The sequence below is a fragment of the Streptomyces sp. JK94 genome (assembly GCF_053613315.1).
In genome coordinates, this window is sequence record NZ_JBSICH010000005.1 from 87,700 (window position 1) to 108,658 (window position 20,959).

10 protein-coding genes and 1 pseudogene are annotated in these 20,959 nt (G+C 73.7%); 3 read left to right on the plus strand and 8 right to left on the minus strand.

The genetic code is table 11. The features are described from left to right. The 3 genes from ACVV2G_RS04810 to ACVV2G_RS04820 form a co-directional block, all read right to left on the minus strand. Positions 1-3,648, minus strand: coding sequence for an ATP-dependent helicase (locus ACVV2G_RS04810; RefSeq protein WP_453841308.1), 3,648 nt, complete (start codon positions 3,646-3,648; stop codon positions 1-3). A 241-nt stretch (positions 3,649-3,889) separates the two neighbouring features. Continuing rightward, positions 3,890-7,579 carry an ATP-dependent helicase gene (locus ACVV2G_RS04815; RefSeq protein ID WP_453841309.1) on the minus strand — a complete coding sequence of 1,230 codons (3,690 nt, stop codon included), beginning with the start codon at positions 7,577-7,579 and terminating at the stop codon, positions 3,890-3,892. Between the two features lie 266 nt (positions 7,580-7,845). Next, positions 7,846-8,232 carry an MGMT family protein gene (locus tag ACVV2G_RS04820; RefSeq protein ID WP_453841310.1) on the minus strand — a complete coding sequence of 129 codons (387 nt, stop codon included), beginning with the start codon at positions 8,230-8,232 and terminating at the stop codon, positions 7,846-7,848. A 185-nt stretch (positions 8,233-8,417) separates the two neighbouring features. Between ACVV2G_RS04820 and ACVV2G_RS04825 the strand changes: the two genes are divergently transcribed. The 3 genes from ACVV2G_RS04825 to ACVV2G_RS04835 all read left to right on the plus strand — a co-directional run bounded on the left by ACVV2G_RS04825 (position 8,418) and on the right by ACVV2G_RS04835 (position 14,496). Beyond that, on the plus strand, positions 8,418-11,204 hold the full coding sequence (locus ACVV2G_RS04825; RefSeq protein ID WP_453841311.1) for a lysylphosphatidylglycerol synthase domain-containing protein: 2,787 nt from the start codon (positions 8,418-8,420) through the stop codon (positions 11,202-11,204). A gap of 93 nt (positions 11,205-11,297) precedes the next feature. Then, a complete protein-coding gene (locus ACVV2G_RS04830) occupies positions 11,298-12,857 on the plus strand; it encodes an alpha/beta fold hydrolase (protein WP_453841312.1) in 1,560 nt (519 codons plus the stop codon). 148 nt (positions 12,858-13,005) lie between these two features. Continuing rightward, positions 13,006-14,496 (plus strand): alpha/beta hydrolase, encoded by a 1,491-nt coding sequence (locus tag ACVV2G_RS04835; protein ID WP_453841313.1) that lies wholly within the window; start codon positions 13,006-13,008, stop codon positions 14,494-14,496. A gap of 71 nt (positions 14,497-14,567) precedes the next feature. Here ACVV2G_RS04835 and moeZ read toward each other — a convergent pair whose 3' ends face one another. From moeZ to ACVV2G_RS04860, 5 genes and pseudogenes are all read right to left on the minus strand, one after another. Beyond that, positions 14,568-15,746 (minus strand): adenylyltransferase/sulfurtransferase MoeZ, encoded by a 1,179-nt coding sequence (gene moeZ, locus ACVV2G_RS04840; protein ID WP_453841314.1) that lies wholly within the window; start codon positions 15,744-15,746, stop codon positions 14,568-14,570. Positions 15,747-15,809: 63 nt separating this feature from the next. Beyond that, positions 15,810-16,100: pseudogene (locus tag ACVV2G_RS04845) on the minus strand (spherulation-specific family 4 protein); the annotation flags it as partial. 79 nt (positions 16,101-16,179) lie between these two features. Next, positions 16,180-17,226 carry an SDR family oxidoreductase gene (locus ACVV2G_RS04850; protein ID WP_453841315.1) on the minus strand — a complete coding sequence of 349 codons (1,047 nt, stop codon included), beginning with the start codon at positions 17,224-17,226 and terminating at the stop codon, positions 16,180-16,182. Between the two features lie 107 nt (positions 17,227-17,333). Then, entirely contained in the window at positions 17,334-18,515 is a 1,182-nt protein-coding gene (locus tag ACVV2G_RS04855; RefSeq protein ID WP_453841323.1) for a hypothetical protein, read from the minus strand. A gap of 590 nt (positions 18,516-19,105) precedes the next feature. Continuing rightward, positions 19,106-20,818, minus strand: coding sequence for a DUF3492 domain-containing protein (locus ACVV2G_RS04860; protein WP_453841316.1), 1,713 nt, complete (start codon positions 20,816-20,818; stop codon positions 19,106-19,108). Positions 20,819-20,959: the final 141 nt, after the last annotated feature.

Here is a 20,959-nt window from a genome sequence, read left to right on the forward strand (position 1 = left end):
CTATCGGCCCGCACGGACTCCCTGACCGTGCGGTTCGTCACCGACCGGGTCGGTCAGCAGCAGGTTCTCCAGCGCGGTGCGGTCCGGCAGGTCGTCGGGCCGGACGATCTCGCCGGTGCGTACGTGGAGGAAGGCGGCCGTCACGGATTCCAGCGGGACGCGCTGCTGCTCGGCCCAGGCGAGGCGGTAGAGCGCGAGCTGGAGCGGGTCCGCGGTGCCGGCACGGCTGGTCTTCCAGTCGACGATCTCGTACGTCGCCGAGGTCCCGTCGCCCTCCTTGTAGACGGCGTCGATGCGGCCGCGTACGACCCGGCCGGCGAGCGAGAACTGGAACGGCGCCTCGACACGGTAGGGGGTGCGGCGGGCGTACCCGGTGCGTTCGAAGGCGTCCTTGAGGAACTCCAGGTCGCGTTCGTCGGCGATCTCGGCGTCGCTGCCGGGCAGCTCCTCGGGCTCGAGGAAGGGCAGTGTCAGCGGTTCGAAGCGGGCCTCGACCCAGGCGTGGAAGCGGGTGCCGCGGCGGGCCGCCGGCTGGGGCGGGCGGGGCATGGGCCGGGCCAGCTCCTGAGCGAAGCCGTCCGGATCCGCGGCCAGGCTCATCAGCTGCGAGGCGGTCAGCGACGCCGGGAGGCGCACTTCGGTGACGCTCTCGCGGGCGCGCAGGAGTTCGCCGGTGAGAGCGTCGAGGTCGCGGTCCCAGGAGGCGACGGTGCGGGCCTCCTCCGGCGTGAGGCGGGCGGGGGCGTCGGGGGCGCGGGAGGCGGCGGCCGGCTCCGGCTCGTGGGGGTGGGGGCTGGGCAGGCCGGTGCCGCCGGGCTGTCCGGGCAGGGCCCCGCCGGGCTGTTCCGGCAGGGCCTCGCCGGGCTGTTCCGGAGGTGTCGCCTGGTGCGGGACGGTGGGGCGGCCGGGCGGTGGCACGGGGGTGCGGTCCGGGGGCACGGCGGTGCGGTCCGGGGACCCGGGAGCGCGGTCCGGGGGTGTGGTGGGGCGGTCCGGGGTCCAGGTGTCCCAGCCGGCGGGGTCTTCCGTCCAGCCCGGTTCCTCCGCTTCCCGGGGTGCCTCGTCGTCCCCGGGGGGTGGCGGCCAGTCCGGGTCGCCGTAGGTGTCGGGGGCGTGCGCGACCTCCCGGGCGTCGTCCTCGTGGGAGGCGAGGTCCTCCAGGTGGGCGAGGACCGTCTCCGCGGCGGCCCGGCGGCGGGCGAGAGCCTCGTCGTCCAGGGGGAGGGGCCAGGCCTGGTCGGCGGTGGCGCGGAGCAGGGCCGGGTTCTCCTCGTCCTCGGCGGGTTCGTCCGCCCAGGCCTCGATCTCGCCGTGTCCGGCGGCGCAGTGCTCGTACAGGGCGGTGAGGAAGTCCGACGGTCCGCGGGGCTTCTTCTGGCTGGGGCCCCACCAGTGGCCGGAGCCCAGCAGCAGGGACCGGGGCCGGGTGAAGGTGACGTAGCCGAGACGCAGCTCCTCGGTGTGCTGATGCCCCTTCATGGCCTCGTGGAAGGACTTCAGGCCGCGCGAGTCCCAGGAGTCCACGTCGGGCAGGGTGTCGGCGTCGCCGCGCAGGCGGTGCGGCAGGACCTTGCCCTGGGCGGTCCACTTCTCGCGGCCCTGGCCGCTGGGGAACGTTCCGGTGACCAGACCGGGCACGGCGACGACGTCCCACTCCAGTCCCTTCGACTTGTGCGCGGTGAGCACCTTGACGGTGTTCTCGCCGCCGGGCAGGGCGTTGTCCAGGCCCTTCTCGTACTGGGCGGCCGTGCGCAGGAAACCGAGGAAGGCGAGCAGGGTCGCCTCGCCGTCGCCGGCGGCGAAGGACGCGGCGACGTCGAGGAAGTTCGACAGGGTCTCGCGGCGGCGGGCGGCCAGGGCGTGGGGGGACGCCGACAGCTCGACCTCCAGGCCGGTGACGGCGAGGACGCGGTGCAGCACGTCCATGAGCGGGTCGGACAGAGCCCGGCGCAGGTCGCGCAGCTCGGTGGCCAGCCGCGCGAACCGCACCCGCGCGTCGGGCGAGAAGGGCAGCCCGTCGTCGTCCCCGGTGCCGTCCAGGGGCGTCTCCAGGAAGGTGTCGAGGGCGTCCGCGAGGGATATCACCTCGGACGGGTCGACACCCTCGACGGCCGCGGCGAGCCGCCGGTCGGGGTCGTCGCCGCCGTCCACACGCGCGTGGGCGACGAGCAGCCGGGCCCGCCGCCCGAGGAGGGCGAGGTCGCGCGGGCCGATGCGCCAGCGGGGCCCGGTGAGCAGGCGGACCAGGGAGGCGTTGGCGCCGGGGTCCTGGAGGACTTCGCAGACGGCGACCAGGTCGGCCACCTCGGGCAGGTGCAGCAGTCCGGACAGGCCCACGACCTCGACGGGAACGTCACGGGCGACCAGCGCGCCCTGGATCCCGGCGAAGTCGGTCGCCGTACGGCACAGGACGGCGATCTCGCCGGGCGCCTTGCCGGTGCGCACCAGGTGGGCGACGGAGTCGGCGATCCAGTCGATCTCCTCGGCGTGGGTGCGCAGCAGGGCGCAGCGGACCATGCCGTCGTGTTCGGCGCCGGGGGCGGGGCGCAGGGCCTGAACGCCCGCGTGCATGGCGCGCAGGGGCCCGGCGAGGTCGTTGGCGAGGTCGAGGAGCCGGCCGCCGCTGCGGCGGTTCTCACTGAGTGCCTGGCGGGTGGCGGGGCGCCCGTCGTCGTGGGCGAAGTGCTCGGGGAAGTCGTCGAGGTTGGCGACGGAAGCCCCGCGCCAGCCGTAGATCGCCTGGCAGGGGTCGCCCACGGCGGTCACGGGGTGCCCGGTGCCGCCGCCGAACAGGCCCGCCAGGAGGACGCGCTGGGCCACCGAGGTGTCCTGGTACTCGTCGAGCAGTACGACCCGGAAGTCGTCCCGCAGCACGCGGCCCACCTCCGGGAGGCCGGCGAGCTGCGCGGACAGGGCGATCTGGTCGCCGAAGTCGAGCAGGTCGCGTTCGCGCTTGGCGGCCCGGTAGCGGATCACCAGGTCGGCGAGTTCACGGCGCGCGGCGGCGGCCTCGGGGACCTTGCGCAGATCGGCGTTGCTCAGCTTGACGCTCCGCAGGGACTCCAGGAGGCCGGCGTCCCAGGTGCGCAGCTCCTCCGGACGTACGAGGTGCTCGGCGAGTTCGGCGTCCAGGGTGAGGAGGTCGCTGACCAGGTCGGCGAAGGAGCGGGTGAGCGACGGGTAGGGGCCGGGGGCCTCGCGCAGGACCCGCGCGGCGAGCTGGTAGCGGGTGGCGTCGGCGAGGAGACGGGAGGTCGGTTCCAGCCCGAGGCGCAGTCCGTGGTCGGTCAGGAGGCGGCCCGCGAAGGCGTGGTAGGTCGAGATCACCGGTTCGCCCGGCGGGTTGTCCGGGTCGATCACGTCCGGATCGGTGACGCCGGCCTTGATCAGCGCCTTGCGGACGCGTTCGGCCAGTTCACCGGCCGCCTTGTTGGTGAAGGTGAGGCCGAGGACCTGCTCCGGGGCGACCTGGCCGGTCCCGACCAGCCACACCACCCGCGCCGCCATCACCGTCGTCTTGCCCGATCCGGCGCCGGCCACGATCACCTGCGGTGCGGGCGGCGCGATGATGCAGGCCGTCTGCTCCGGGGTGAAGGGGATGCCGAGGAGCTCCTTGAGCTGATCGGGGTCCGTGAGATGGGCGGGCACGTGAAAGAGGCTAGCGGCGGCCACTGACAGCGGGTGCCGGATCGCCCCCGGAGTGAGGAGAAGCGCAGGTCAGCACCTGTGGTGCCGCTCATCACACCGGTCCCTCACTCCAGCACCGCTCATCACACCGGCCCCCTCGACCCGGCGCTGCCGCACCGGAAGCCCGTTGCGGGGCGCCGGCTCCGGCCCCTCGCGCCGGCGCCCTCGCACCGGGCGCCCGCTGCGGAAGTCCGGTGGCAGCTCACTCCACGACGTGCCGTCCCTCGGGCCGCGCGCTGCACGACGCGCGGAAGGCGCAGTGGGTGCAGTGCTGACCCGCGGTCGGGGTGAAGCGTTCGTCGAGGACCTTGCCGGCGGCCGTGGCCAGCAGGTCCCCGACCCACTCGCCCGCCGGTCCCTCCACGGCCTCCTGCGCCTGCACCTTGGGCAGGGTCTCGCCGCCGTCCCGTCTGGACGCGCCCTGGCGAAGCTGGACCAGTTCGGCGCCACCCGGTTCGGGACGGCTGCCGTCGAACGCCTCGTCGACGGCCCCTTCGCGGACGGCCAGCTGGTAGACGGCGAGCTGGGGGTGGCGCGCCACCTCGGCGGAGGTGGGCGCCTGTTTGCCGGTCTTGAAGTCGACGACGTAGGCACGGCCGTCCCCGTCGGTCTCGACGCGGTCCATCTGTCCGCGGATGCGTACCTCGTAGTCGCCCGCCGCCAGCGTCACGTCGAAGTCGTGCTCGCTGGCCACCGGTGTGCGTCCGGCACGGTCCATGACGTGCCACTTGAGGAAGCGTTCGAGCGCCACACGCGCGTTGGCCTTCTCCTGCGCCGACTTCCACGGCGCGTCGAAGGCGAGCGCGTTCCACACGGAGTCCAGACGTTCCATGAGGACGGCGAGGTCGGCCGGGGTGTGCCCGGAGGCCACCTCGTCGGCGAGGACGTGCACCACGTTGCCGAAGCCCTGGGCCGCGGTCGCGGGGGCATCGGCCTTCACCTCGCGGCCGAGGAACCACTGCAGGGCGCAGGTGTTGGCCAGCTGGTCGAGGGCGCTGCCGGACAGCGTGACGGGCAGGTCGCGGTCGCGCAGCGGCACCTTGCTCTCGGTCGGGTCCCACATGCCCCACCAGCGGTAGGGGTGGGCGGACGGCACCAGGGGGCGTCCGTCCTCGTCGGTGAGGGCGGCCAGGCGGGCCAGGCGGCGGGCGGCGGCCTCCCGGAGCGGCTCGGAGACGCGGGGGTCGACCGTGGTGGCGCGCAGCTCGGCGACGAGCGCCGCGACGGCGAGAGGCCTGCGGGGCCGGCCCGTGACGTCGGCGGGTTCGACGCCCAGCTCGGTCAGGAACCGGGAAGGCTGGTCGCCGTCGTCGGCAGGTGCCTTCACGGCGGTCACGACGAGCCGTTCCCGCGCGCGCGTGGCGGCCACGTAGAAGAGGCGGCGTTCCTCCGCGAGCAGCGCTCCGGGGGTGAGCGGTTCGGCGAGTCCGTCGCGGCCGATGCGGTCGGCCTCCAGCAGGGAGCCCCGGCGGCGCAGGTCGGGCCACAGGCCCTCCTGGACGCCGGCGACGACGACCAGCCGCCACTCCAGCCCCTTCGCGCGGTGCGCGGTCATCAGACGGACGGCGTCGGGGCGTACGGCACGCTGCGTGAGGGTGTCCGCGGCGATGTCCTCGGCGTCGATCTCCTCCAGGAAGTTCAGGGCGCCCCGGCCGCCGTTGCGCTCCTCCGCGCGGGCTGCCGTCGCGAAGAGCGCGCACACGGCGTCGAGGTCGCGGTCGGCGTTGCGGCCGGCCGCGCCGCCGCGCCGGGCGGAGCGCTCCAGGCGGGTGGGCCACGGCGTGCCCTCCCACAGGTCCCACAGCGCCTCCTCGGCGCTGCCGCCGCCCGCCAGGCGCTCACGGGCCTTGCGGAGCAACGCGCCCAGGCGCTGGGCACCGCGCGCGTACGCGGGGTCGTGCACCGCCAGCCGCTCGGGCTCGGCCAGCGCCCGTGCGAGCAGTTGGTCCGAGGGCGGCGGCAGCGGGTTGCCGGCGGCACGCTCCTCCTCGCGCAGCGCGCGACCGAGGCGGCGCAGATCGGCCGCGTCCATGCCCGCGAGGGGCGAGGTGAGCAGGGTGAGGGCGGTCTCGGTGGGGAGCCAGCACGGCTCCGGCGCGCGGTGGGCCCCCGAGCCGGGCGCGGGCTCCGCCGGCACCTCGGTGTCCGCCTGACGTCCGTCCTGCCCAGCCGTCTCCGTGTCGTCCTCGGAACCATGCCGCCCAGCCGTCTCCGTGTCGTCCTCGGAACCATGCCGCCCAGCCGTCTCCGTGCCGTCCTCGGAACCGTCCGGCCCCGCCCCCCCGGCCTCGGGCTCGGGTCCGTCCTGCCCAGCCTCCATATCGGCGTCCACCGAGGGGCCGGCCTCCGCCCGCACCTCCACGTCCCCCTCAGGACCGGCCTCCCCCTCCGCCGCATCCACGTCCCCCTCAGGACCGGCCTCCCCCGCCGCACCGCTGTCCTCCCCGTCCCCGCCCGCGGCATCACCCGCGTCACCGAGCCCCGCCCCGGGCCGCTCCCCCTCCTCGGCCTGTGCCACGGCCCGCAGCGCCGTCAGCAAGGGCGCCACCGCCGGCTCGTGGCGCAGCGGGAGGTCGTCGCCGTCGATGTCCAGGGGGACGCCGGCCGCGGTGAGGGTGCGGCGGACCGTCGGTATCGTGCGCGCGCCGGCGCGCACCAGCACGGCCATCTCGCCCCAGGGCACGCCGTCCTCCAGGTGCGCCCGGCGCAGGATGTCGGCGATGTTGTCCAGCTCGGTGCCGGATGTCGGGTACGTGTACGCCTCGACGCGTCCCCCGTCCCGTACCGGGGCGAGTTCGCGGTGGGCGCGCACCTTGTCGGCGGGGAGACGGGTCAGGGGCATGCGCTGGGTCAGCAGCCGGGTGGCGGCCAGCAGGGAGCCCCCGGACCGGCGCCCGGTTCGCAGCACCTCGACCGGCGCCGGCCGGCCGTCGGTACGCGGGAAGGCGGCCGGGAAGTCGAGGATGCCGTTCACGTCCGCGCCTCGGAAGGCGTAGATCGACTGGTCGGGGTCGCCGAAGGCGACGAGGGTGCGCCCGCCGCCGGCCAGGGCGTGCAACAGCCTGACCTGGGCGGGGTCGGTGTCCTGGTACTCGTCGACGTACACCGCGTCGTACTGGGCGGCCAGCTGCGCGGTGATCTCGGGGCGGCGGGCGAGGAGCACCGCGCGGTGCACGAGTTCCGCGTAGTCGAGCACGCCCTGCAGGTCCAACACGTCGAGGTACTCGGCGAGGAAGACGGCGGCGGCCCGCCAGTCCGGGCGGCCGATGCGCCGGGCGAAGGCCCCCAGGGCGTCCGGGGACAGACCCAGTTCGCGGCTGCGGGCGAGGACCGCGCGGACCTCGTCGGCGAAGCCGCGGGTGGTCAGGCAGGCGCGCAGTTCGTCGGGCCAGCGCACGTGGGCCAGCCCGAGCCGCTCCAGGTCGACCTGCCCGGCGAGCAGCTCCCGTACCGTCACGTCCTGTTCCGGGCCGGACAGCAGCCGCAGCGGCTCCACGAACAGCTCGCTGTCCTGGTGGGCGCGGACCAGGGCGTAACCGAAGGAGTGGAAGGTCGTCGCCCGCGGGGCACGCGCGGCACCCATGCGGAGCGCCATCCGGTCCCGCAGTTCGACGGCCGCCTTGCGGCTGAAGGTCAGTACCAGGATCCGCTCGGGGTCTCCGCCGCGGGCGATTTCCGCCACGGACTCGACCAGCGTGGTGGTCTTGCCGGTGCCCGGGCCCGCGAGGACGAGCAGCGGTCCGGTCCTGTGGTCAACCACGGCGCGCTGTGCGGCGTCCAGACGAGGGGGGTCCGTGCGCGACGGCGGGGTACGCACCAGTCGGTAAGCGCCACGGCTCCCCCGTCGCACCTGGGGGTGCGACGGATGTCCGGTGGAGGAAGAGGAGCTCACGTGGTTCGCCGGTCCTGGTGGGTGTACTGGTGGGCCGTCCGCGCTGCGGGTACGGCGGTGGCCCCGGGATGAGGGGGACGCGTGCGGCCGACGCTACGCCGACGGACGAGACGGAAGGAGAGCTTCCTCTTCTTCCCTCGGGTCGCTCACGGAGCCTGCGTCCCCCGCCCCACGAACGTACGTCATGCACCGTGCGTGCCCGAAGTGCCCCGTTTCCCTCACATGGATCACAGGTCACACCTCGGTCGGCCCGATGGCGCAAGCTGTCAGGTGTGACCCTGTGCGCGTTCGCCGCCGTCCCACCGCGCCCGCTTCAGGTCGAGGCGCGGCAGGTGGTCCTCCGCGGCTCTGTGCGCCTCCCTCATGGGCGTGCCCTCCTCCCGGTAGCGGCCGAGCGCCTCCAGTTCGTGCCCCGCGAGCAGGACCCCGTCCGCGCGGACGACGCGCCACCACGGCACGCCTCCCCCGTAGAGGGACATCACCCGCCCGACCTGCCGGGGTCCCCCGTCCTCCAGGTACTCGGCGACGTCCCCGTACGTCATGACGCGGCCCGGCGGAATCAGTTCGGCCACGTCGAGAACCCTCTCGGCGTATTCGGGCAGCGCGTCCGCGGGCTCCGGGCGGACGTCGTCCGGCAGGTTCTGCTCGCTCATCCGTCCCATCCTGCCCCACCCCACCGACAACGCCACGCCCTCCCGGCGGTGCCCGCGCCTCGCCCGGCAGCGGCGCTTCGGGCAGACTGTGCGGCCCGCACGGGCACCCTGATGCCTGCCGGGGCCGCCGCGACGTGCCACCATCGTGCGGGCGGTGACCAGTGATACGAGAGCAAGAAGAGGCGATGAAGCAGCAGGGTGCGCAACCCGAGGACGCCGAGGACGCCGAGGGCACCTCTGACTCCTCGTCGCGCCCCGACACGGGGGACACAGGCGCCGGGACGCCCGGCCGGAGACCCGGCGCGGTCGGTTCGGCGACGGCCGCCGACCCCGCGGACGTCGCGCACATCGACGAGGTGGAGGGCGACGAACCGCTGCTCCCCGCGCGCGTGCACCGTCCGTCCGACCTGATGCGGCTCCTGGTGGGCACACTCGCCGTCGCCGTACTGCTGGCCGTCGCCGCCTTCGCACACGGCACCACCTCGGGCCTCGAACAGGACATCAACAAGGGCACGGGGCAGGCACCCGATCTGCTGATCAAGATCGCGGGGCTCGCTTCCAGCATCGCGATCCTCCTGGTGCCGGTCGCGTTCGCGATCGAGCGGCTGATCAAACGGGACGGGCTGCGGATCGCCGACGGCGTGCTCGCGGCGGTCCTCGCCCACGGGGTGACCCTCGCCACCGACCTGTGGGTCGCCAAGGCCGCCCCCGGCTCCATCCAGGACGCGCTCACCCAGCCGTCGCCGGGCGACATCCACTCCCTGACCGACCCGGTGCACGGCTATCTGGCGCCGGTCATCGCGTACATGACGGCCGTGGGCATGTCCCGCAGACCCCGCTGGCGCGCGGTGCTGTGGATCGTGCTGCTGCTGGACGCCTTCTCGATGCTCGTCACGGGCTACACGACGCCGTTCTCGATCATTCTCACGGTCCTCATCGGCTGGACCGTGGCGTACGGAACGCTGTACGCGGTCGGCTCCCCCAACGTCCGCCCCACCGGGCGGACGCTGATGGCGGGCCTGCGGCACGTCGGCTTCCGCCCGGTGACCGCCGCGCGCGAGGAGGCGCCGGCGGACACCGCGGAGACCGGAGACCGCGGCCGCCGCTACTTCGTCACCCTGGAGGACGGCCGGCCGCTGGACGTGACGGTGGTGGACCGGGAGCAGCAGGCGCAGGGCTTCTTCTACCGCGCGTGGCGGAACCTGACACTGCGCGGCTTCGCCACCCGCAGCAGTCTCCCGTCGCTGCGCCAGGCCCTGGAGCAGGAGGCGCTGCTCGCCTACGCCGCGATCGGGGCCGGCGCCAACGCGCCCAAGCTGATCGCGACGTCCGAGCTGGGACCCGACGCCGTGATGCTCGTCTACGAGCACACCGGTGGCCGCACTCTCGACTCGCTGGCGGACGAGGAGATCACCGACGAACTGCTGCGCGGCACCTGGGAACAGGTGCGGGCCCTCCAATCCCGGCGGATCGCGCACCGCAGGCTGGTGGGGGACGCGATCCTGGTGGATCGTTCCGGCACGGTGATCCTCACGGATCTGCGCATCGGCGAGATCGCCGCCGGCGACCTGCTGCTGCGCATGGACGTCTCCCAGCTCCTCGTCACGCTCGGTCTGCGGGTGGGTGCCGAACGCGCGGTCGCCTCCGCCGTCGCCGTGCTGGGCCCCGACACGGTGGCGGACTGCCTGCCGATGCTCCAGCCCATCGCCCTCAGCCGCTCCACGCGCGCGACCCTGCGCAAGCTGGCCCGGGAGCGGGCCCAGCGCGAGCGGGAGGCGGTCCTGGAGTCGTCCCGGCAGGCCAAATCGGCCCGCGCGGAGGCGACCGGCGGCGACGACCGGTACCCCGCTCCCGAGGAACCCGACAGGCCGGGCAGGCCGGAGAAGTCCGAGAAGAAGGCCGCCCGCGCCGAGCAGCGGGCGGAGAAACGGGCCGTGGACGAGGCGCTGGAGGAGGCGCGCGAAGAAGACCTGCTCACCCTGATCCGCCATGCGGTGCTGCGGATCAGGCCCCAGGCCCCCGTCGAGCCGGCCCGTCTGGAGCGGGTACGGCCACGCACGCTGATCAGCTTCATGGCCGGCGCGATCGGCGCCTACTTCCTGCTGACGCAGCTCACCCACATCGAGTTCGGGCCGCTGATCTCGAACGCCGAGTGGGGGTGGGTCGCCGCGGCGGTGCTGTTCTCGGCGGCGAGCTACGTCGCGGCGGCCATGGCGCTGCTGGGGTTCGTGCCCGAGCGGGTGCCGTTCATGCGGACCGTGGCGGCGCAGGTCGCCGGGTCGTTCGTGAAGATCGTCGCCCCGGCCGCGGTCGGCGGCGTCGCCCTGAACACACGCTTCCTGCAGCGCGCGGGTGTACGGCCGGGGCTCGCGGTGGCGAGTGTCGGCGCGTCGCAGCTGTTCGGGCTCGGCTGTCACATCCTGATGCTGCTGTCCTTCGGCTATCTCACCGGCACCGAGAAGACGCCGTCGCTGTCGCCGTCCCGGACGGTCATCGCGGGTCTGCTGACGGTTGCGGTGCTCGTGCTCGTGGTGACCTCGGTGCCGTTCCTGCGGAAGTTCGTCGTCACGCGCGTGCGGTCGCTGTTCGCCGGTGTCGTGCCGCGCATGCTGGACGTGCTGCAGCGGCCGCAGAAGCTGATCACCGGCATCGGCGGCATGCTGCTGCTCACCGCCTGCTTCGTGATGTGCCTGGACGCCTCGATCCGCGCCTTCGGCGACGAGACGACGTCGATCAGCCTGGCGAGCGTCGCGGTCGTCTTCCTCGCGGGCAACGCGCTGGGCTCCGCGGCACCGACGCCGGGCGGTGTGGGCGCGGTGGAGGCGACGCTGACGGTCGGCCTGATCGCCGTCGGCCTCCCCAAGGAGGTCGCCGCACCCGCCGTACTGCTGTACCGGCTGCTCACACTGTGGCTGCCGGTCCTGCCGGGCTGGCTGGTCTTCAACCACCTGACACGGAAAGAGGCGCTGTGACGCCCTCCTGACGGACAGTGGTTCGAGCCGACCGGGTACCTCGGACGGCTCGTGCCCCGAGCACACGGCCGCGCGCGACCGCACGATGGAGGCATGCCGAATGCTCCCCGGTTGCGCGCCTCCGCCCTGACCGCCACCGCCGTAGCGCTGTCCGCGCTGCTGGCAGGCTGCAGCGACGGCCCCGGGGGCGGCTCGAGCGACGACACGGACCTGACCACCCAGAGGCTCGGGTGGAAGGACTGCCCAGCCCCGTCCGAGGCCGAAGGGGGCGGCGCCGCCCCTTCCCCGCTGCCGGACGGCGACGAGTGGCAGTGCGCCACCATGAAGGCGCCGCTCGACTGGGACGAGCCCGACGGGGAGACGATCGGCCTCGCACTGATCCGGGCCGAGGCCGACGGCGGGGCGGACCGGCGGATCGGCTCGCTCGTCTTCAACTTCGGCGGCCCGGGCGGATCGGGCGTCACCACGCTGCCCGCCTTCGGCCAGGACTACGCGGAACTGCGCACCCGCTACGACCTGGTCAGCTTCGACCCTCGCGGTGTCGGCCGCAGCGCCCCCGTGGAGTGCCTGGACGACAAGCAGCTCGACACCTACTTCCAGCAGGACGCGACCCCCGACGACGCGGCCGAGCGCACCGCGTTGCTGGACAGCACGGAGAGGTTCAACGCGGCCTGCGAGAGGCGCTCCAAGAAGGTCCTGCCGCACGTGGCCACCACCGACACCGCCCGCGACATGGACCTGATGCGCCAGGTCCTCGGCGACGACGAGCTGTACTACTTCGGCCTCTCCTACGGCACCGAACTCGGCGGCGTCTACGCCCACCTGTTCCCGAAGCACGTGGGGCGGGCCGTGTTCGACGCGGTCGTGGACCCGACGAAGACGCCGGCACAGGGCTCGCTGGCACAGGCCGAGGGATTCCAGCTCGCGCTCGACAACTTCGCCGAGGATTGCACGTCGAAGGCCGAGGAGTGCCCCATCGGGGCCGACGCCCGCGACGTCGAGGACCGTATCGCCCGGCTGTTGGGAGAACTCGACCAGGAACCGATCCCCGGCCTCTTCCCGCGCGAACTCACCCAGACCGCCGCCACCGGCGGCATCGCGCAGGCGCTGTACTCGAAGGACCTCTGGGAGTACCTCACGGATGGCCTGCAACAGGCGTACGACGGTGACGGCCGGGTCCTCATGGTGCTTTCGGACGCGCTGAACGGACGCAACGAGAACGGCCGGTACAGCAACATCGCCGCGGCCAACGTGGCGATCAACTGCGCCGACGAAAACCCTCGGTACGACCCGGCGTACGTGGAGCGCGAGCTTCCCGACTTCCGGAAGGCCTCCCCGCTGTTCGGCGAGTACCTCGCCTGGTCGATGCTCGGCTGCACCGACTGGCCGGTGGCCGGCGCCGCCGAGCACCCCGACGTCAGCGCACCCGGAGCGCCACCGATCCTGGTGATCGGGAACACCGGCGACCCGGCGACGCCCTACGAGGGCGCCGGAAGGATGGTGGAGGCGCTGGGGAAGGGCGTGGGCGTGGAACTGACCTACAGAGGGCAGGGCCACGGCGCCTACGACAGCGGGAACGCCTGTGTACAGAACGCCGTGCACGGCTACCTGCTGGACGGGAAGGTGCCGCCGGCCGACACCGTCTGCTCCTGACCCACCGCACCCACAGCACCCCGAGACCCGGGAAAATAGCAGCTCAGAGCGTTATCCACAGGCTCGGGCGGGCATGGTGCGGTCCGCCTACCATGGCATGACCGCCATCCGCCGCACGGCGCGGACGGCATGCGAGGGGGGAGAGCACATGGCACGTCTCGTACGGTGGACGGCTCTGACGGCCGCCGCCGCACTGCTGACGGCGGGCTGCGGCAGCGGCTCGTCCGGTGCGGACAAGGACGACGAACCGCCGGCCTCCCAGACCCTCGACTGGGGCCGCTGCGAAGGCACCGCGGACGCTCCCGCGCCGGGCGGCGACTGGCAGTGCGCCACGCTCAGGGCGCCGCTGGACTGGGCCGAGCCGGACGGCGAGACGATCGACCTCGCGCTGGTCCGGGCCAGGGCCACCGGCGACGAGCGCATCGGCTCGCTGCTGTTCAACTTCGGCGGCCCCGGCGCCTCGGGCGTCTCCACTATGCCGTCCTACGGCGACACCGTCTCCTCCCTGCGCGAGCGCTACGACCTGGTGAGCTGGGACCCGCGCGGGGTGGCGTCGAGCGAGGGCATCCGCTGCCGCGACGACGAGGCGATCGAGGACGCCGAGTCCGTGGACTCCACACCGGACACCGCGGCCGAGGAGCAGGCCTACCTGAAGGACGCCGCCGACTTCGGCGAGGGCTGTGCGAAGGCCGCGGGCAAACTGATGGAACACGTCTCGACCACGGACGCCGCTCGCGACATGGACCTGATGCGGGACGTCCTGGGCGACGAGAAGATGCACTACTTCGGCATCTCCTACGGCACCGAACTCGGCGGCGTCTACGCCCACCTGTTCCCGAAGCGCGTGGGACGCGTGGTGCTCGACGCGGTCGTGGACCCGGCCGCCGACACGATGGGCCACGCCGAGAACCAGGCCAGGGGCTTCCAGCGCGCGCTCGACGACTACCTGGAGTCCACCGGTCAGGACCCGGAGCGGGGGTCGCAGGAGATCGTCGACCTGCTCCAGCGGCTCGACGCGAAGCCACTGCCGACGTCGACGCCGGGGCGGGAGCTGACGCAGACGCTGGCCCTCACCGGGATCGTGCTGCCGCTGTACAGCAAGGACGGCTGGCCGGCCCTGACCAGCGCGCTGGAGGCGGCCGAGGAGGGCGACGGCTCGGAGCTGCTGGCCCTCGCCGACGGATACAACGAGCGCGATTCCGCGGGGCACTACGGCACGACGACCCACGCGCAACGGGTCATATCGTGCCTGGACGACAAGCAGCGGCCGACCGTGGCGGAGACGAAGAAGCTGCTGCCGACGTTCGAGAGGGTCTCCCCCGTGTTCGGGGCCTTCCTCGGCTGGGACACGGCCGGCTGGTGCCACGACTGGCCGGTGGCCGGCCAGCGCGAGACTCCGGAGGTGAGCGCGCCCGGTGCGGCTCCGATCCTGGTGGTCGGCAACACCGGCGACCCGGCCACGCCCTACGAGGGCGCCCGCGAGATGGCGGACGAGCTGGGCAAGGACGTCGGTGTGGTGCTCACCTGGAAGGGCGAGGGGCACGGTGCGTACGGGAGCGGGAGTGCCTGCGTCGACTCCGCGGTGGACGGCTATCTGCTGAAGGGGATGGTGCCGCAGGACGGCACCCTCTGCTCATGACGGCGGCGGGGGGGTTTCTTTTCCTCCATCCCCTCGACCCCCCCCCCCCCCGAAAAAGGGTGTGGATCCGGTCAGTAGACGGGCTTCGCCGGCTCGATCTGGTTGACCCAGCCGATCACGCCGCCGCCGACGTGGACGGCGTCGGAGAAGCCCGCGGACTTCAGGACCGCCAGGACTTCCGCACTGCGGACACCCGTCTTGCAGTTCAAGACGATCCTCTTGTCCTGCGGGAGGCTCTCGAGGGCCGAGCCCATGAGGAACTCGTTCTTCGGGATCAGCCGGGCGCCGGGGATGGAGACGATCTCGAACTCGTTCGGCTCGCGGACGTCGATGAGCTCGATGTCCTCACCGTCGTCGATCCACTCCTTGAGCTGCTTGGGAGTGATCGTGGAGTCGGCGGCCGCCGCCTGGGCCTCCTCGGACACGACGCCACAGAAGGCCTCGTAGTCGATGAGCTCGGTGACGGTGGGGTTCTCGCCGCACACCGCGCAGTCGGGGTCCTTGCGGACCTTGACCTGGCGGTACTGCATCTCCAGGGCGTCGTAGATCATCAGGCGGCCGACCAGCGGCTCACCGATGCCGGCGAGGAGCTTGATGGCCTCGTTGGTCTGGATGGAACCGATGGACGCGCACAGCACACCCAGGACGCCGCCCTCGGCGCAGGACGGGACCATGCCGGGGGGCGGGGGCTCCGGGTAGAGGCAGCGGTAGCAGGGACCGTGCTCGGACCAGAAGACGGAGGCCTGGCCGTCGAAGCGGTAGATCGAGCCCCAGACGTACGGCTTGTTCAGCAGCACGCAGGCGTCGTTGACCAGGTAACGGGTCGCGAAGTTGTCCGTGCCGTCGACGATCAGGTCGTACTGACGGAAGATGTCCATCACGTTGTCGGCCTCGAGCCGCTCCTCGTGAAGGACGACGTCCACGTAAGGGTTGATGCCCTTGATGGTGTCGCGGGCGGACTCGGCCTTGGACCTGCCGATGTCGGCCTGGCTGTGGATGACCTGCCGCTGCAGGTTCGACTCGTCGACCTCGTCGAACTCCACGATGCCGAGGGTGCCGACACCGGCTGCCGCCAGGTACATCAGGGTCGGCGAACCGAGGCCGCCCGCACCCACGGCGAGCACCTTGGCGTTCTTCAGCCGCTTCTGCCCGTCCATCCCCACATCGGGGATGATCAGGTGGCGGGAGTACCTGCGGACCTCGTCTACGGTGAGCTCGGCGGCCGGCTCGACCAGGGGTGGCAGCGACACGGGGACTCCGTTTGTCGGTCAGTGATTACGGTTGTTCTCCTCGCAACACTGCCACGACCTTTTTCATTCCGAGACACCCGTCCCGACCCGCGAGACGATCTCGTCCCAGTAACCGGGCATCGTCTCCCAGAGGTCGACTCGACCGTCCCGGTCCGTGCGGTCGGTGAAGTGGACCGTCGCGGCCCCCTGTCAGCGGGCGATGCGCAGCGCTTCCTTCAGGTGCCCGCGCGGGACGCCGTGGACGACGTGACAGAAGCGCTCGGGCGGGTGGTCGGCGCTCCATTCCGCCGCCTGGGATTAGCGGTAGTCGCTCCAGGTGCCGGAGAAGGTGACGAGTTGGTCGGCGTTGTCGGGGGCACGAGGGGGTGGGCGAGCCCCGGGACAACGAGGCCGGTCCGGACGCCGGTACTCGCGGTGCCTGTCCGGGCGCTGGTCAGATACGGCATGCCGCCTCCATCCAGATGTCGGCGAGGGACTCTTCGAGGGCGATCCGCGGCCGCCAGCCGAGCCGGTCGCGGGCGGTGCGCACGTCGGCCTGCTGCCAGTTGCCGCAGCCGTCCGGGTAGGGGTAGGCGACGGGGCCGGCGTGCTCGGCCTCTCCGCGGTGCCCGAGGGGTTCCGGGCGGTGCGGGCCGAGGCCGTCGCGGTGGTGGCCGAGGGCGTCGACGCGGTGGCCGAGGGATTCGGTGCGGGGGTGCCCGATGGTCGGGCGGAGCGCGCCGGGCGGTCCGTCGAGTTCGTGCAGGGCGCCGCCGTAGCCGGCCACGCGGGCGAGGGTGGCGGCGGCGTCGCGCAGGCGCACGGCACGGCCGGATCCGATGTTGATGACGCCCTGCGCCGCGGAGAGGGAGGCGGCGTGGACGGCTCGGGCGACGTCGCGGACGTCGATGAAGTCGCGCTGGGCGCCGAGGCCGCCGAGGCGGAGCTCGCCGTCGCCGGACTGCATCGCGCGGCGCATGGCCTCGGCGAGCCGGCCCAGCGGGGAGCCGGCGGGGGTGCCGGGACCGGCGGGCGAGAAGACGCGGAGCACGACGGCGTCCAGGCCCGAGCCGAGGACCAGCTCGGTCGCGGCGAGTTTGCTGACGCCGTAGGGGCCGCCGGGACGGGGCACCGCGTCCTCCGCGGTGGAGGAGCCGGGCTGGCTGGGACCGTACTCCGCGCTGCAGCCGACCTGTACGAGGCGGGCCCCGCAGCCGCTGCGGCGCAGGGCCTCGCAGACGGTGGCGACGGCCACGGTGTTGTGCCGGGTGAGTTCGCGGGCGCCGCCCCGGGTGGCACCGGCGCAGTTGACGACGACGCCGGGATGGACCGCGTCCAGGAAGCGGGTGAGGGCGCCGGGGCTGCCGGTGGCGAGGTCGAAGCGCACGTCGGCGTCGTCGCCGCGGCCGAGGGCGGTGAGCTGGACGGCCGGGTCGGCGAGCAGACGGTCGGCGACGAAACGGCCGATGTAGCCGTTGGCTCCGATCAGCAGGACTCTCATCGGGCGGCTCCCGGTGCCGAGGCGTCGGGTCGGGAGGTGGTCATCTGGGGGCTCCTTCTGAGGGGTGGTACGGATGTACGTGGGGGGGGGCGTCCGGTGGGGCGTGCTCACCGCGGCTGCGCCGTCGATGCGTGGGCCGACGCCCTGGTCAGACGGCGGTTCGCGTGGGCCAGGAGGGTCAGGGCGCCGATGCCGCAGGCGATCGTCGGTACGCCGGCCGGGCCCCAGGTGGCGGCCAGGGCCTCCACGGGGACCGCCAGGAAGCCGCAGCCGGGGAGGCGGCCGGCGAAGAGTGTGGCCAGGGCGGCTGCCTCGGTGACGGCCGCGGCGCTGAGGACGAGCGTGGGGGCGTAGGTGTGGCCGTGCACGGTCAGCAGACGGGCCAGCAGGAGCAGGGCGCCCAGGGTGAGCGCCTGAGGGTGGGCGGCGGGCTCGCCGAGGACCGCGCCGGTGAGCGCGGTCAGGGCCGTCAGGGCGACCATGAACAGGGCGAACGTGCCGAACAGCAGGGGGCGTACGGAGGCGGAGAAGTCGGCGAGGCCGCGGCTGACCGTGAGTCTGCGGCGGGCTCGCGCGGCGAAGAGGTGGGCACTCGCGGCGGCGGGCGCGCAGGCGAGGGCGAGTGCCAGGACGGGGGCGACGGCGACGGGCCACGGGCCGTCGGCGGTGCCGTCGGGCAGTCCGTCCGGGCCGCCGCCGAGAGCGGCGCGGAGGAGTCCGTCGCCGAGAAGGGCGTAGCCCAGGAGCCAGCAGGTCCACGTGCCCGTGGTGCGCGCGGTGGTGCTCAGCGGGCCCCGGCGCAGTGCCGCACGCAGGGCCATGGTCACCGCGAGGACGCCGACGGCGGCCGTGGTCAGGCGCGGTCGCCCGTCGGTGAGGCGCAGGCAGGTCACGGTGGCGGCGCAGAGCACGCCGGGCAGCAGGGCGAGAACGATCCAGGCGGTGCGCACCCGGGGGGCCGGCAGGTCGGTGGGGCGCGGGGTGTCGGCGTCACGCGGGACGCGCGCGTACATCTCCTCCGCCAGGGAGAAGACGTCCCGGTGACGGAAGCGTGCGGCGGTCCGGTCGGTGACGCCGTGTGCCTCCAGGCCGGCCGCGATCTCCAGCGGGTCCACGGCGCGTTCGCACAGTTCGCGGTGCCGGTGCATCAGGGCCTTCACGGGGTCCGCGCCGGTACGGCGAGCAGCGGACGGCGCCTGCTTTCCACGGGCGGCCGATCCGCCGCGCCGGGCCGCGCCGCCTCCGGCGACCGATCCGCCGCGCCCGACCCCGCCGCCGCCCCCATCCATGCCACCTCCGACGACCGCGCCGCCGCCCCCGACCACGCCACCTCCGACGGCCGCCTCGCCGACGGCCACCGCGTGGCCTTCGGCACACCGTCCGCCACCGGCGAGCGACTCGCTACCGGCGACCGCGTCCCCGCCGATCGCCCCGTCACCCTCGGCACCCCCTCCCCCGCCGGCCACCGACTCGCCACGGGCCGCCGCATCCCTGCCGACCACCACCGCACCTCCAGCACTTGCTCCACCACCGACGAGGGGCTTACCACCAGCACCCGGCCGGCCACCGGCAATCGGTCTGTCACCGGCGGTCGGCCCAGCACCGACAGCCGGCCCGGCACCGACAGCCGGGCCGCCGCCGACGACCGCCTCGCCCTCCGCGGGGGCCCCGCCACCGCTGGGCGCCAGGGCGTCCGCGCCCCCACGCGAAGACCCGCACCCTTCGGGGGCCCCGCCCCCGCCGCACCATCGGTCCGCGTGCCGGTCCGCAGGCGCGCCGCCCGCGTGCGGTGTTCCCTCGGTCAGGGACTCCCGCGAGCCTTCGTCCCAGCAACCGGGACTGCTCGGGGTCTCGGGGCGGTCCAGTTCGCCGAGGCCGCTCATCGGGCCCCCTCGTTCGCGCAGACCGGCGTCGTGGCACGGACGGGGGCGTCGGTCGCCCAGCCGGGGCCGCCCCGGGATCCGACTCGGGACGTGGGTTCGCTCCAGCGGCCGGGGAGATGGGCTTCGGCGGGGACGGCGAACGGCAGGGGCTCGCCGGCCTCGTCGAGGACTACGCGGCGCACTGGTGTGCGCGAAAGGATCTCCAGGTAAATGCCGTGAAATGCCGCGATGTTCTGCTCGACGGTGAACAGTTCCAGCGCGCGGGCGCGAGCGGCGGCGCCCAGACGCTCCCGGCGCTCGGGGTCGCGCAACAGGGCCACGCACGCCTCGGCGAGCGCCCGCGGGTTGCGCGGGGGCACGACGAGTCCGGTGCCGCCGATGGCCTCCACCACCGCACCGACGTCCGTGGAGACCGTCGCGCGACCGCAGAACATGGCTTCGACCAGCCCGGCCGGGAACCCTTCGACGAGGCTGGAGAGCACCACCAGAACGCCGGAGGCGTACGCGTCGGCGCGGGACGGCAGTTCGGGCCCTCCGGTCTCCTCGAAGGACACCGGGTTGCGGCCGACGGCGTGCGGGCCGTCGGCTTCGTCGGGGAAGAGCTGCGCGGCCAGTCCCCTGCAGTGGGCGAGGTACGCCGGGCCCTCGGGCCCGGCGGGAGTGCCGACGATCCTGAGGCGTGTCCCGGGTTCCGCCCTGCGGATCTCCGCGAAGGCGTGCAGCAGCGAGACGAGGTCCTTGGCGGGTTCGACGCGGCCGACCCAGACCAGGGTGCGGGGGTCGGCGCACTCCGGCGACTCCCCGGCCTCGGCGAAGGGGGCCGCGTCCAGGCCCGGATGGACCGTGCGGATCCTGGAGCGGTCGGCCCCGCAGCGCTCCTGCCAACGGCGGGCGTGGGTGTTGCCGGGCGTGATCACGGCCGCGCGCCGGTACGTCTCCGCCGCCAGCCGGCCGTGGAAGGCGGCCAGCAGGGACCGTATCGCGGGAGAGGAGTCGGGTTCCGTGAGGTAGTGCGTCCGCAGCCGCACGCCGTACTCCGTGACCAGCAGGGGTACGTCGGCGAAGTGCCGGGCGAGCAGGCCCGGGAGCGCCGCCGTGCCGCCGGAGGCCGCGTGGCACAGGTCGGCCGCGCCGAGGCCGTCGTCCTCGTACCAGTCGAGCGACAGGGGGCGCAGCGCGCGTTCGAGGCGCGCGGCGACGACGAGCAGATCGGGAACGCGCGCCTCGCGCACGGAACGGTGGGCGCCGGGCGCACGACAGGCGCGCTCCAGGGCGCCCACAGCCGTCTCCGAGCGCAGGGCGCCGGGCAGTCCTCCTTCGTCGCGGGCGAGTTCGGCGAGCCCGTAGAGCGCGTTGGCGAAACGGTCCGCCTCAAGGGCGGACGCCTCTTCGGGGGACCCGGACGGCACGCCGGGGGCCGCCGCGCACAGGGCCGCGGCCAGTTCGCCGTAGCACTCGGCGAAGCGCCGGCGCGCGCGCCGTCCGTACCCGACGCCGTCGTCCTCGGCTTCCCACAACGAAGCGGTGCGCACCCGGCTGACCTGCGGCGGCAGCGGGACCCATCCGTCGGCCTCCTGCCGCTCACTGCGGCTGAGCGCGTAGACGTCGAACTCGTGCTGCTCAAGCCCGCGCACGAGCCGGTCGCACCAGAGCCCGGCCTCACCGCTCACATACGGATAGCCACCCTCCGTAAGCAGTCCGATGCGCACGCGCGCACCCCCGATCTCCCGTCTGGGGAGCCGCCGTTGGTCCGGCAGCTCGCAGCGGGACGAACGTATGCGGACAAGGCGGTGGAGGGGGGGGGGGGGGGGGCGCTACGCACACAAAAAGGGGGGGGAAAAAAAACCCTC

What these genes read in the sequence shown, in the direction of transcription:
- ACVV2G_RS04820 (WP_453841310.1), bottom strand. Translation starts at nt 8,232, where the DNA reads ATGAGCGAGCAGAACCTGCCGGACGACGTCCGCCCGGAGCCCGCGGAC.
- ACVV2G_RS04825 (WP_453841311.1), top strand. Translation starts at nt 8,418, where the DNA reads ATGAAGCAGCAGGGTGCGCAACCCGAGGACGCCGAGGACGCCGAGGGC.
- ACVV2G_RS04830 (WP_453841312.1), top strand. Translation starts at nt 11,298, where the DNA reads ATGCCGAATGCTCCCCGGTTGCGCGCCTCCGCCCTGACCGCCACCGCC.
- ACVV2G_RS04835 (WP_453841313.1), top strand. Translation starts at nt 13,006, where the DNA reads ATGGCACGTCTCGTACGGTGGACGGCTCTGACGGCCGCCGCCGCACTG.
- ACVV2G_RS04850 (WP_453841315.1), bottom strand. Translation starts at nt 17,226, where the DNA reads ATGAGAGTCCTGCTGATCGGAGCCAACGGCTACATCGGCCGTTTCGTC.
- ACVV2G_RS04855 (WP_453841323.1), bottom strand. Translation starts at nt 18,515, where the DNA reads ATGGATGGGGGCGGCGGCGGGGTCGGGCGCGGCGGATCGGTCGCCGGA.